This window comes from Leptolyngbya sp. Cla-17 (genome assembly GCF_016807185.1).
In the GTDB taxonomy this organism is placed as follows: Bacteria; Cyanobacteriota; Cyanobacteriia; order Leptolyngbyales; family Leptolyngbyaceae; genus ULC077BIN1.
The window spans coordinates 117461-130200 of the sequence record NZ_JAEVYN010000002.1; the positions used below are offsets into that span (position 1 = coordinate 117461).

Here is a 12740-nt window from a genome sequence, read left to right on the forward strand (position 1 = left end):
ATAGAAGCTTCAGCATTTTTGATTAAATTTGCTTTTCCGAAAGTGATTCAAGAGGGATATGTTGATTAACCGTGCCTGGAACAGAATGTTTTACACTTAAAATTCCGCCAAAAAAGTGATTTACAGGCGAATTTGATTTCCTTTTTTCAAAGCACTTTTTCAGATCTTTTATGAAATCGGATATAGATTCGGCATCCCAAGCATAAGCTCTTTGATACTTTGGAATGAAAAACATAGGTTTGTATGCAAATAGGCTACCAATGGAAGTATATGCTGGCTCAATATTCATACAGATTCCTAAACTACGCTTGCAATACCTTTATACTATTCTATTGCCAATAATCACCCGCTGAAAGCCTTGGCTGTAAGACGTTAATACGGCGGATTGCAGTGTTAAGAGGGACAGTAACAGCAGTGTGCAAACCAGTTGTGCAAATGTTGAGGATCTATCAAATCCATCGCTGTGGCAATGAGGGTATCTACCCTTTTCGAGGTTGTCGGCGAGAACTGTCTTAGGAAAGCCTTTAACTGTGACCACCAATGCTCAATCGGATTAAATTCGGGAGAGTAAGGAGACAGATACAGAACCTTCGCTCCAACCGCCTCAATTAAAGGTGCAATGGCTTTTACCTTGTGAGCAGGCAGGTTATCCATGACCACGACAGCCCCTTTCCACAGTTGAGGCACAAGACACTTTGAGACGTACACCTCAAAGACAACCGCGTCCATCGACTGATCTATCGTCATCACAGCCAGCACCTTTGAGACGGTAATCGCGCCCATGACACTCACCTTCTTGCCCCGATAAAAAGGTTTGAAGTCATACGCTCGTTCCCCAGGTGCAGCACGGGCATGGGTTCGCATGAGTCCCAGTAGAACACCCATCTCATCGAGAAACACTAAATCTTTGAGTTCTATACTCGTCACCTGTGCCCAGTACTCCTGTCTCAGGAGTTGGACTCGTTCGCTGGTGGCTTGGCTGGAGCGGAGCGTTTTTTTTTGCGCGGTAAATTGAGTCTCTGAAAGGTTCGGCACATAGTACTTTGGCTAACCCATAGCCCAGTCTCATCAAAGAGTAGCTCACAATATTCCGCTAAGGTCGCATCGCGCTGGTTCTCGAAGATCGCCACTAACTGGTCTTTGTGCTCCATCACAGGACTCACCGAACCACCCTGCTTATGGGGAACGACGTGACCTTCTGTGCGCTTCTGAATCATCCATCTCTCGACGCAACTCTTGCTGACAGCAAAGCGGGCAGCAACTTTTCGGATCGAGCTATCACCCTTCTCCATAGCACTTACAATCTTCTCTCGAAAGTCTATGGAATACGGCTTCATTTTTGACCCAACGTTGTAATCCTTCATTGTCCTCTATCTGACTGCAATCCGCTGTAGGTGTAAGCGGAGCAAAGCAGCCCAACTATTAATTCATCGGTCTGTTTCCATATAACATCCTTAACTAGGTATTCCATATAACATCCTTAACTAGGTAGATAGACGGAATCTTTCCGTATGGTGCGCTATCTAGCAGGATAAGCAAAATCTTTCTTGATATCTTCGGATAGTACAACTGTCAGCGATCGCCGAGAATTCTGGAACTACCACTTAAGCAAGCTAAGTTAGGGATCTAAAGGGTCAAGATTGTTCGTAGCCCTTCATCGACTTCCTCTTGCAAAAAGTTAGGAAGGGAACCGATGCATTCAACTAAAAATGCTTTATCAAGGGTGAGAATTTGAGATATGTTAGCCACAGAATCTTTGGGCAAACCGGATGCTTCACGCGGTAACAATACATTGCCTGGTGCTTCTGCTAACTGAATGTTTGAGGTAATAACAACGACGATGACTGTACGAATACGGCTTTGAGTGAATATATCGTCTTGAATCACCAAAACGGGGCGACGATACCCAGGTTCCGAACCCACTGGTTCAGGCAGGTTCGCCCACCAAATTTCTCCTCGATACATTACCAATCCTCATGTGGCAAAGACATCAGTTGCAGTCTTGCCAACGTTGGATCTAGCTCAGAAGACTCTTCAGAGTAAACTTGGTTCAGCTTGTTCAAGATTTGATTCTGATTGTACTTTTGCAGATACGCTTGCAATGCCTTTGCATAAAGCTCACTGCGGGATAATCCCAACTGCTTAGCAAGTGCTTCTGCCTCTGCAAAAACTGAGTCTGGCAGCGAAATAGCCGTTTTCATCGTGACCTGAATTGAATTGCTACACTTTTGGTTATACCCTGGTCATACCAAGATTGCAAGAACGCTATTCTTTTTACCGATCGCCGCCCGGAGAAAGCTAGACTCAACATCATGCCCTAATAAAGTGATGCTGACATGATGCAAACCTTATCTATTCGCGATCGCCAACGTTTAAAGCTTTCGCCATTGCAAGTTCCCGATCGCCTGCTGCTCGGACCGGGACCTTCCAATGCCCATCCAGCCGTGCTGCACGCGATGAGCCTATCGCCTGTGGGTCACCTCGACCCCGCATTTTTGGCACTCATGGGCGAAATTCAATCCCTGTTGCGCTATGTTTGGCAAACTGAAAATTCCTGCACCTTTGCCATCAGCGGCACGGGCACGGCGGCAATGGAAGCAACGATCGCCAACGCTGTAGAGCCAGGAGATGTGGTGCTGGTGGGTGTAGCGGGCTACTTTGGCAATCGCTTAGTAGATATGGCAGGGCGCTATGGCGGCGATGTCCGAACGATCGCCAAATCCTGGGGACAGGTGTTTAGCCTGGACGAATTGCGAGCTGCGATGGAAACCCATCGTCCGGCGATTCTTGCCCTCGTCCATGCGGAAACCTCCACGGGAGCGCGTCAGCCAATGGAAGGCGTAGGCGATTTGTGCCGCGAGTATGGCTGCTTGCTGCTGATTGATACCGTCACGAGCTTAGGTGGAGTGCCGATTTTCCTGGATGAGTGGGGTGTGGATCTTGCCTATAGCTGTAGCCAGAAAGGTTTGGGCTGTTCGCCTGGTGCGTCGCCATTTACCATGAGCGATCGCGCCCTGGAAAAATTGGCACAACGCAAAACCAAGGTTGCCAACTGGTATCTGGATGCCAATTTGTTAGGCAAATATTGGGGCGCGGAGCATGTCTACCACCACACCGCACCGATTAACCTGTATTACGGTCTGCGGGAAGCGCTGCGGCTCGTTGCCGAGGAAGGACTTGCGGCTTGTTGGCAAAGGCACCAAACGAACGTGGAATATCTATGGCAGCAGTTGGCAACGCTTGGGTTGACGCTGCATGTGGAGAAAGACTACCGTCTGCCCACCCTGACCACCGTTTGCATTCCCGCTGGCGTGGATGGCAAAGCGATCGCCCGTCAATTGCTGACTGAACACAACATCGAAATCGGCGGTGGCTTAGGCGAACTGGCAGGTAAAGTATGGCGAGTCGGCTTAATGGGCTACAACAGCAAACCAGAAAGCTGCGATCGCCTGATTGCTGCCCTCAAACAGGTGTTATAAGTTAGCCTCTGCTTTACTTGTGACGAATGAGTTCGTAAATTTCCAGGTAATCTTTGCCGGGATGATTCCAGGAATAATCGTAGTTCATCCCCTGTACGATGAGCTTTTTAAACTCATCGGGGTATTTTTCCCATAGCCCAATTGCCCGATCCATCGCGGACTCCAGCGCTGAGTCGTCGGTTTGGTAAAACACATAGCCGTTGCGCTCTTCGGGCAAATGGGTTTGGTCATAATCGCGATCGAACACAGTATTCACCAAGCCGCCGACACCCCGCACAATTGGCACTGTGCCATATTTGAAGCCGATCATTTGAGTCAGCCCACAGGGTTCAAAGTTGCTTGGCACCACAATTAAATCGGCTCCGGCATAGATCAGGTGAGACAGCTCCTCATTAAAACCAATTTCCAAATGCACATTCGGATTTTCGTTGAGAAAGCGCTTTTCATGCCAAAACCACTGATTAATACCGGGTTCGGTCGCAGATCCTAAAAGGACAAACTGAGCATTGCGCTGCAAAGCATAATACATCGCATGGTGAACTAGATGCATCCCTTTCTGGTCATCCAAACGTCCAATGTAGGCAATCAGAGGCTTATTTCCAGCCTCTAACCATAGGCGCGCTTGCAGATCTTTTTTGTTGGCAGCTTTACCTGTCAGGTCATCTTTGCTGTAGTGCGCGGAAAGATAGCGATCGCTTTCCGGATTCCAAAACTCATAGTCAATCCCGTTTAAAATGCCGCCAAACTTATGTTGGTGGAGATGCAGCGTGTGCCCCAACCCATAACCCAACTCGCCATGGTGCGCCTCCCATGCATGATGAGGGGAAACCGTGGTCACAAAGTTAGAGTAAACAATGCCGCCCTTCATAAAATTCAGGACAAATGGATTAAAGTTGTCCCGTAGGCGATCGTATTCAAAATAGTAGGCTTCATTATTTAACCCAGTTGCCGTTAGCATTTCGGCACCCGCAATGCCTTGATGCTTGAAATTGTGGATGGTATAGCAAACCCGCTGATTGGTCATTCCATGCCACTTATAAATCTCGTACAGCAAGACAGGGACCAGCCCAGTCTGCCAATCGTGGCAATGTAAAATATCGGGTCGCTTATTGGTTCTCAGCAAAAATTCCAATGCTGCCTTACTAAAAAAGGCAAACCGCATATTGTCATCTTTGCAGCCGTAATAGGTGCCTCGATTGAAGAAATTGTCTGCTGAATGAGGCTCAACAAAAAAGCATAATTGCCCATGCACCCAGCCACAGTGAACCGTACAGCTAATTACACCATCGTACCAAGGCACCAACAAATCTTGATAGGCTTCGTGTAGTCCCCAAATATGGTCGTACCGCATACAGTCATACTTGGGCAGAATAATTTCTACCGTATGACCCTGTAAGCTTAACTCTCGGCTCAACCCATAAACCACATCGCCCAAGCCTCCGGCTTTCACTACAGGGGCACATTCAGCGGCAATCTGGACGATGTACATGTTTGTTCCTCAATCGATCGCTGTTTCTAACTGCACAAAAGTATATAGTTCTAGGTGAAACTCGTACAGGTATAACATAGAGCAACTTACCACTTCAGCCGCGATCGCAAAACAGCCTTGCGATTTATCACACTATCCATCCTGGTAGAGTTTGCTCCAAATTTAAGTAGCACAAGGCATCAATTGTTCGGGTCAAAAGACAGTTTTGGCAGCATCACAGTCTGTTTTAATTTGAGCCTTCAATGCATTCAGCGACTCAAATTTCTGCTCAGGGCGAAGAAAGTGCTCCAGACTAACCGAAAGAACTTGCCCGTATAGATTGCCTGCCCAGTTGAGCAAATGCACTTCGGCAACTAGGTGAGTTCCATTCACGGTTGGTCGATAGCCCAGGTTCATCACCCCTGTCTCACAGGCTGTACCCGGTTGGGGGCAATCTCCCTTTTCACACCACTGTACTCGCACGGCATACACCCCTGAGCGAGGTAGGCACTTTTCGGGTGGAAGCTGAAGGTTGGCAGTGGGAAAACCTAAGGTGTTACCCAGTTGCTGTCCTTCCACAACGGTTCCCACTAGCGTATAAGGACGACCAAGCAAGTAATTGGCAAGCGCAATATCCCCGGCTTGCAGGGCTTCGCGAATGGCAGAACTGCTAATCCGTTTCTCGTCTAGCAGTTTTAGCGAGGTAATCATCACCTCAACTCCTTCGGCAGCAGCGATCGCCTGGAGTTCTTTCGCCGTTCCTGCCCGGTTTCGGCCAAATCGGAAATCTGAACCAATACTAATTTGGCGCACCTGCAATTGTTTCAGCAAAATCTCTTGAACAAATTGCGCTGGAGTCAGTGTCGCTAACTGCTGATCAAATGGCAGCATCACTAGCTGCTTGACTCCCATTTTGTCTAGCTGAACTATTTTTTCGGGTAGCGGAGTTAGCAATTTGCGCGACTGACCCGAAAAAAATTCTTGAGGGTGGGGATGAAAAGTGACGACAGTAGCATACACAGGAGACGCGATCGCCTCGTCATTAAATGCCAAAGCAGGTTGAATTACCTGTCGATGCCCCTGATGAATACCATCAAAGTTTCCAAGGGCAACAGCAGTTGGAGTAAGAATCGTAGAGAGCGATGAAGTAATCCACACGCTTTACATTCTGACACATAACGCCTTCGCTGAAACTTACACAGAAACTTGGATTTCTTTCAGTGGCTTCGTTAAATTTAAGGAAGAGGATAGAGGCGCAATTTGAAGCGAAACGCCTTCTCTTGCCATAATGCTGTTGGGAAACGCCCTGGCGACATCCTTACCTATTTGATCCAAAAAGTCATCGTCGTGCAGTGGATCGTGGTGAAAGATGACCAACTTTTTCACGTTAGCGGCTTTGGCAACTTTAACCGCTTCTTGCCAGGTAGAGTGCCCCCAACCGACCTTACTAGATTGCTTTGAATAATACTCATCATCGGTGTAAGTGGCATCGTAAATGAGTACATCCGCATCTTGGGCTAGTTTCAGCACATTTTCATCCATTCGATCTGGATAATGCTCAGTGTCAGTGACATAGGCCGCCGCGTGTCCTTGCCAATTAACTCGATAGCCTAATGCCTGACCCGGATGATTCAACAGTGCAGTTTCGACCAACACTTCGTCGCCCACGGATACCGATTGCCCAATCTGAATATCTTTAAATTGCAGGTCGGCAGCCATCACTTGTAGCGGTACTGGAAAGTTAGGGTGCCGCATTTGGTCATTCAGGCGCTTTTCAATGGTAGACCCATCGGGCGCGACCGCAGCATGAATATGAAAGCGATTACCCTTTACAAAGGCAGGCACAAAGAAAGGAAATCCTTGAATGTGATCCCAATGAGAATGCGTAAAAAACAGGTGTGCCTCTACCGGAATTTGGGATAAAAGCGATCGCCCTAATACCCGAATTCCCGTACCCCCATCAAAAATGAGCCGCTTGCCGCCCACTTGCATCTCAACACAGGGAGTATTTCCTCCATAGCGAACGGTACTTGATCCTGGACAGGAAATGCTACCTCGGACTCCCCAGAAGTTGATGACAAAATGAGCTAGGGCACTGGACATGAGTATCTCTCTGTGAACTTTGATGAGTCTCGAATAATTACCGTTCTGCTAAGGACGAACCCTGTTCATATTTGTTCACCTAGGCAGTAAAGTCCGAACATACTCCCTTATTACAGCTTCATATAAATCCGTCACTCTATCAGTGATCCAGATCGCTGATGGAAATGATTAGAGACACCTTCAATCGCTTTATGGGTAGTTTCAGAAGCCTTCAACCTCGCAATCATATCAATTCTATGATTCTCATGATTCTAAAGTGCCCATACGAATCATTATGTAAACGCGTAAGTCATTTTTGCTTTCGTTTAAGAAATGCAGTTTTACAAACTCTAGGATGAATAAATTATTCAGTCAAATGGGTGTAAGTTCACTAAATATTGGTGGGATAAGTGCTTAGCTCATGCTAGGTCTAATACTTTAGAGTTACTCTCGCTCGTTGAGCCGCTGTTGCCCTCAATTAATTATGATGCCAAATCCAGTTGAAGTAATCCACTCCTAACCAAGTCGTCAACTTAGTTTGCTCCCAGACCTTGTCAAGCTTTTGCTGTTTACAGTGCCAGTATTCCGTTCCTTAAACCTGCTGGAAGATGGAGATACTTCTGACTAGGGAGCTTATCGGCGGCAGATTGCTCCAGTTTTTCACACGGTTGGTAAACGCAATCACTATATTGCTTTTTTGCTTATGTAAATAGTGGAAGACATTTTCGCGATCGCTAGTTGCAAATGGCCCCTAATCTGTTAACTTGGGCAAAGCTTAGAACAATTTAAGTATTCTAAGAAAAAAGAGAATTGTGCGCCATCTACCAAATTTGATCAACATAATAGAGCGTGGAAACTAGACGATGCTCATAAATCCTGAAGTGAAGGTCTTTCAACCTTCTAACATTTTGGATAGTGTTTCAACCGCTAGCCTAAGTCAAGATATTGACACCGCTTTGAAATCTGGAGTCAAACAGATGCTGATAGATTTACAAGGAGTAACATTTATCGATAGCTCTGGACTAGGTGGATTAGTAAGTTCGTTTAAATCAGTTCGCTCATCTGGCGGAAATATATCTTTGTGTTCAATTAACGAACAGCCAAGGATGCTATTGGAAATTACTGGTATAGATCAAGTGTTTGATATTTATCCTAGTCAACAAGAGTTTGCTCAAAATTTTGCTCCATCAACCTAAGTTTTTATAAAATACAGCATCTAAAATCTTGTCAGCCAAAGTTTTGAACGAAGCCCACTTGAGGATTGCCTTGAGATATTCCCACAACTGTTATCTGTCTGTAGACGGCGGTTCCCCACTTTAAGCAGGGAATCTTAGACTGGGTTGTTGGAGATCACAGTGGGAAGACTTTTTCTCCTCTGTGGGCGATCGCGGGGCATGGCAATGCTATTTCTACGTCACCGACGGCGGATCATTCAGCCCTGCTTTATTCCAACGGAAGATCAGATTGTCAGCAAGGCCTATATGATGCGAGTGGAAGGTGATAAACACCCAGTTACGCAACTATCAGTCGGGCATAATAGTAAGATCCTCTGTCCTCTACCTGTGACAATGCTGAAGCATTCAATTCGCTTGCTACTTCACTATCTCAAATTCGCCGATTTTTCAGTTTCCTGACGATTCATTTCACCTTCACCCAGGAATATGCCTACCGAGGGTATCTGCCCAAAGTAAAGCAGCAAATTGTAGATAGGGCAGTTAAGGTAGCGGCATTGCCTGCGGCACGTCTATGCCTATAAAACACAGCACGGGTACTCAGAATCAGTCGAACCACCGGGATTGAAACGTTAAAGAAAAGCTCGTCATTTGAGATCAGTGAATGAAGCCCGACTGGCAAAGCTTGAACCGATTCCAACGACCGTTTGTCTCTGTCAACGGCAATACTTGAAGTTAGAAGCCGAGGCAAGGTGGAGTGATGTCGGTTCCAAGCAAAGTTAAAAGTGGCTCATCCCCAACACCTCAAGCAAAACCGAGACCAGCGAGAGGTATTTAAGCAAACCTTGCAGACGAACTCGGTTTGTTGAGCCAGTACGCTCAGCAAGTGCGCCAGGATTTTGGAGTGAAACCCATTAGCTCATGGCAATGAGTGTGCAAAGCATTCTGGCTCTATCGCGCTGTAGAACCTACTACAGGAGAATCCCTTTTCTGGCAGTTCTCCCATGTCGATACCGACTGCTATCAATGCTTCTTGGCTGGGTTCTCCAACATTTAAATTGGCATCACATCAAATTATAGAGAGAGTAAGAATCTCGCTTCAAAGCTAAATTATTATTGCCCAACAACTTTTATGTAAAGTTTAGACGCCAATAATCCTGATTCTTCTTTTAACTTCAGAAATTTGATAAGGATTGTTTAAACGTATTCAGATAAACTCTTGTCTATTTTTACTTAGCGCATACTGAACTGGATGAGTTCTCAAGTTTCCATTCAGCTAAACAATTAAGCGGTACATGAATTTTTTCGACCTGTCTTATATTGTTTGCTGCCGCTATTTGAAGGTTTATCGCGTTTCTCCTAATAATGCTATTTCTGGTAAAGAGCAGCAATGGCTACTGGACTTTCTTTTGTTACGAAAAGCCGTTTTATCAATGCGCCACTAACTCAGCGATCGCACCGGGCGATCGGGTTAATGGGCATGACTTTCTTGCTGATAGGTAGCTGTGGACTGAGACTAGCTCAATTACAACTGATTGAGGGACCGACACATCGAGAGCGAGCTGAGCAAAACCGAGTTGTGCTGATGCCAATGCCTGCAGATCGAGGCAACATCTTGGATCGGAGTGGCGCATTATTAGCAGCTAATCGTTTAGCACGCTCTATATATCTCCGCCCTTGTGAGCAATCTAAAGCATCCTGGGTTGAATCTGCAAAGCGCCTTGCGCCAATTCTCAAAATTCCAGCCGAAGAGATTCTCGAAAAGCTTAAGCAAGCTGGATTTCGGTCGGCACTGCCTGTGCGTATTAGCCGCGATTTATCACTCAATGCGTTCATTACTCTTGCAGAACAGGCTACCCATTTTCCTGGGTTAGAAATCCGAGGAGAGGCTAGTCGATACTACCCCAATGGCAACTTGGCTGCCCATGTGCTGGGCTATATCAGTGAGGCTACCGAAAAAGACCTCAAAGCTCATCCAGACTATTCCATGGGGATGCTGGTTGGGCAAATGGGCATTGAAAGATTAGCAAATTCTAAACTCCAAGGGGTTTGGGGTGGTCAACTGATTGAAGTTGATGCAACGGGACGACAATTGAATAGCCTTGGATTAAAACCTCCTATCTCTGGACAAGCAATTCGGCTGACTTTAGACTCAGATCTACAAAAAACGGCTGAAAAAGCGCTGGCAAATCGTCGCGGAGCTGTTGCGGTATTAGATGTTAAAACGGGGGCTGTGCTGGCGTTAGCAAGTGGACCCACCTTTGATCCCAACTTGTTCACCCGGCGCATTACCAAACAGGAATGGCAACAGTTGCAGAGTCAAGAAAATCCATTTTTGAATCGGGCACTTCAAGGGTATCCGCCAGGGAGCACGTTTAAGGTTGTAACGGCAATCGCAGGAATACAATCGGGAAAGTTCTCACCGGATTCCACGCTAATGACCTATGCGGCAATTAATTTAGGTGGACATTTGTTTCATGAACATGGGCAAAGTCAGGGAGTGATTGGCTTTCGGGATGCGTTGGCATTTAGTAGCAATACTTTTTTTTATCAGGTGGGATTAGCTGCCGGTCCAGAAGCGATCGCTCAATGGGGGCAAAAATTTGGCATCGGTGATCTAATCAATGTGAGGCTTAGTGGAGGAAGTCATGGCATGATCCCCACGCCAGCACAAAAAGAAAAGCTGTTCAAAGAGCCTTGGTATGGTGGAGATACCGTCAGCATGTCGATTGGGCAAGGGTTAGTTCAGACAACGCCATTGGAATTGGCGGCGATCTACGCTGCGATCGCTAATGGAGGCTGGCGAGTTCAGCCTCATCTGCTGGCAGACGAAAGCCAAACGGCATCCACGCGCCCTAAAAAAATGGGGATTAATCCAGGCACCTTGGCAGTAATTCGACAGGGCTTAAAAGCAGTGGTGGCTGAGGGTACGGCTCGTCAACTCAGCGATGGCTCCATTCCTCCAACGGCAGGTAAAACTGGAACGGCGGAAGTGCTGGGGCAGAAAGATAATGCACTATTTGCGGGTTTTGCTCCTTTTAACAATCCTAAAATTGCGGTGGCGGTCGTCGTGGAAAATGGTGGATTTGGCGCTGAATCAGCCGTTCCGATTGCCCATCAAATTTACAAAACCTATTTCAAAACTGCGAAAGCTCGCCGCTAGAAGTTGATATTAGAAGAACGGGGTCAGCGATCGCAGAGGGTTAGCGTGCCTTGATCACCATCAAGCTCTGCACTGATTCCCATAGGGATGGCAGCGTTCACTCCATCGTGACCAAAGGGTAGATCAGACACAATGGGAAGATCCAAATCTCCTAGGCGATCGCGTAGTACTTCCGCCACAGTGAAGCTGGAAATATGGGCAGGAGGTTCGCATTGGCTAAAACGACCGATGGCAATTCCTTTTAGTTGCTTTAATGCTCCACAAAGTCGCCATTGAGTTAGCATGCGATCGATTCGGTAAGGCGCTTCGCTCACATCTTCGATCGCCAAAATCACATTCGACAAATCAAGCTGAAAGGGTGTTCCCAATAAATGGGTAGCAACAGTCAGGTTTACTGGCAAAAGCACTCCAGTTATTTTGCCATTCCCCCACCCTGTTCCAGTCAATGGCGGAATGGGGCGACCTTCTACCCAATCAAATAATCGCTGGAGCGACCAATCGGGTTCAGCGGCGATCGTCGTGAGTAACGCACCGTGTAAGCCAGAAATTCCCTGTTGGCTCAAACTCATTAGCAGCGCCGTGATATCCGAAAAGCCGATTAACCATTTAGGCTCGATCCCCTGCCACGACCAGTCTTCTAGCAATCGTGCGCCACCATAGCCGCCTCGCGCACAAAGAATGCCGCGACAACCTGGATCATTCAGTGCATCCCGCAACTGTTGTCGGCGGTTATCATCGGTGCCTGCTAAATAGCCCCATTGTTGATCAAAGCCGGAGCTAAACTCCACGCGATACCCCCGCGATCGCCATAGATTCACCCCTTTGTGAAACATCTCCAATTCGCGTAATGCACCGCTTGGAGCAATCACCCGCAGCAAATCATTTGGTTTTAAAGGCGGCGGCACTTGGCAGATATTCATTGCTTTCTAGTAAATTGGAAAGCCAAATCTTAGTTAGTATCGCTAGCTAACCAAATTTAACAGCTATTTCAGCAAACTAAACCCCCTAAGTATCTGCACTTAGAGGGTTTATGCCCAAGTCTTTACAGGTTTGTTGCTCAAGCTTATTGCTAGTTACAAATCAACGGCTCCTGTTCCAGCCCCTGATTCATTTTGTTCCATCGTGTCAGAATCTTGCTCATCATCTGGACGACCTCCAAAGCTGCGTCTTCCACGGTTCATCCGACCTGTGTTCGTTCTCTTCCGAAACTTACGAGCATACGCTTGATTTCTGAGAGCTTTTTCTTTCTTTTGGTTTCGGCGTTTAGCCATGTTTACCCCTTATAAAACAGCCATAGCAGCCGCAAACAAACTACCCTTGGTTTAATAAACTAGGGCTAGTTGAGCAGCATTTGAAAAAAATAGTCAGGAGATTAC

15 protein-coding genes are annotated in these 12740 nt (G+C 46.8%); 5 read left to right on the forward strand and 10 right to left on the reverse strand.

Annotation, left to right across the window (positions count from 1 at the left end):
- Positions 1-22 precede the first annotated feature (22 nt).
- From JOY44_RS11730 to JOY44_RS11750, 5 genes are all read right to left on the reverse strand, one after another.
- Positions 23-289 carry a GmrSD restriction endonuclease domain-containing protein gene (locus JOY44_RS11730; protein ID WP_171573951.1) on the reverse strand — a complete coding sequence of 89 codons (267 nt, stop codon included), beginning with the start codon at positions 287-289 and terminating at the stop codon, positions 23-25.
- A gap of 104 nt (positions 290-393) precedes the next feature.
- A complete protein-coding gene (locus tag JOY44_RS11735) occupies positions 394-1035 on the reverse strand; it encodes an IS630 family transposase (RefSeq protein ID WP_171571819.1) in 642 nt (213 codons plus the stop codon).
- A complete protein-coding gene (locus JOY44_RS11740; RefSeq protein ID WP_171571820.1) occupies positions 948-1364 on the reverse strand; it encodes a helix-turn-helix domain-containing protein in 417 nt (138 codons plus the stop codon). Before JOY44_RS11740 ends, JOY44_RS11735 begins: the two co-directional genes overlap by 88 nt.
- Before the next feature lie 262 nt (positions 1365-1626).
- The gene (locus JOY44_RS11745; RefSeq protein ID WP_242541773.1) at positions 1627-1965 is read right to left on the reverse strand and encodes a type II toxin-antitoxin system PemK/MazF family toxin; all 339 of its coding nucleotides are present in this window, start codon (positions 1963-1965) and stop codon (positions 1627-1629) included.
- Entirely contained in the window at positions 1965-2201 is a 237-nt protein-coding gene (locus tag JOY44_RS11750) for a CopG family ribbon-helix-helix protein (RefSeq protein ID WP_171573953.1), read from the reverse strand. Before JOY44_RS11750 ends, JOY44_RS11745 begins: the two co-directional genes overlap by 1 nt.
- Before the next feature lie 135 nt (positions 2202-2336).
- Here JOY44_RS11750 and JOY44_RS11755 point away from each other — a divergent pair, with 135 nt between their 5' ends.
- On the forward strand, positions 2337-3479 hold the full coding sequence (locus tag JOY44_RS11755; RefSeq protein WP_171573954.1) for an alanine--glyoxylate aminotransferase family protein: 1143 nt from the start codon (positions 2337-2339) through the stop codon (positions 3477-3479).
- 13 nt (positions 3480-3492) lie between these two features.
- Here the strand turns inward: JOY44_RS11755 and glgA are convergent, their stop codons facing one another.
- The 3 genes from glgA to JOY44_RS11770 form a co-directional block, all read right to left on the reverse strand.
- Positions 3493-4968 (reverse strand): glycogen synthase GlgA, encoded by a 1476-nt coding sequence (gene glgA / locus JOY44_RS11760; RefSeq protein WP_171573955.1) that lies wholly within the window; start codon positions 4966-4968, stop codon positions 3493-3495.
- Positions 4969-5160: 192 nt separating this feature from the next.
- The gene (locus JOY44_RS11765) at positions 5161-6105 is read right to left on the reverse strand and encodes a bifunctional riboflavin kinase/FAD synthetase (protein WP_171573956.1); all 945 of its coding nucleotides are present in this window, start codon (positions 6103-6105) and stop codon (positions 5161-5163) included.
- Between the two features lie 36 nt (positions 6106-6141).
- Complete coding sequence (locus JOY44_RS11770) at positions 6142-7050, reverse strand: MBL fold metallo-hydrolase (RefSeq protein WP_171573957.1); 909 nt, start codon at positions 7048-7050, stop codon at positions 6142-6144.
- An 842-nt stretch (positions 7051-7892) separates the two neighbouring features.
- Here JOY44_RS11770 and JOY44_RS11775 point away from each other — a divergent pair.
- The 4 genes from JOY44_RS11775 to mrdA all read left to right on the forward strand — a co-directional run bounded on the left by JOY44_RS11775 (position 7893) and on the right by mrdA (position 11364).
- Positions 7893-8225, forward strand: coding sequence for an STAS domain-containing protein (locus JOY44_RS11775; RefSeq protein WP_197985217.1), 333 nt, complete (start codon positions 7893-7895; stop codon positions 8223-8225).
- Positions 8226-8384: 159 nt separating this feature from the next.
- Positions 8385-8663 (forward strand): hypothetical protein, encoded by a 279-nt coding sequence (locus tag JOY44_RS11780; protein ID WP_171573958.1) that lies wholly within the window; start codon positions 8385-8387, stop codon positions 8661-8663.
- A gap of 198 nt (positions 8664-8861) precedes the next feature.
- Positions 8862-8984, forward strand: a complete 123-nt coding sequence (locus JOY44_RS32365; RefSeq protein ID WP_281063301.1) for a hypothetical protein — start codon at positions 8862-8864, stop codon at positions 8982-8984.
- Positions 8985-9591: 607 nt separating this feature from the next.
- On the forward strand, positions 9592-11364 hold the full coding sequence (gene mrdA, locus JOY44_RS11785) for a penicillin-binding protein 2 (protein WP_171573959.1): 1773 nt from the start codon (positions 9592-9594) through the stop codon (positions 11362-11364).
- Positions 11365-11387: 23 nt separating this feature from the next.
- On the opposite strand, the gene JOY44_RS11790 is transcribed toward mrdA, so the two are convergent.
- Both JOY44_RS11790 and JOY44_RS11795 read right to left on the reverse strand, forming a co-directional pair.
- The gene (locus tag JOY44_RS11790) at positions 11388-12284 is read right to left on the reverse strand and encodes a S66 peptidase family protein (RefSeq protein WP_171573960.1); all 897 of its coding nucleotides are present in this window, start codon (positions 12282-12284) and stop codon (positions 11388-11390) included.
- A 153-nt stretch (positions 12285-12437) separates the two neighbouring features.
- Positions 12438-12635, reverse strand: a complete 198-nt coding sequence (locus JOY44_RS11795) for a hypothetical protein (RefSeq protein ID WP_171573961.1) — start codon at positions 12633-12635, stop codon at positions 12438-12440.
- Between the last annotated feature and the right edge of the window lie 105 nt (positions 12636-12740).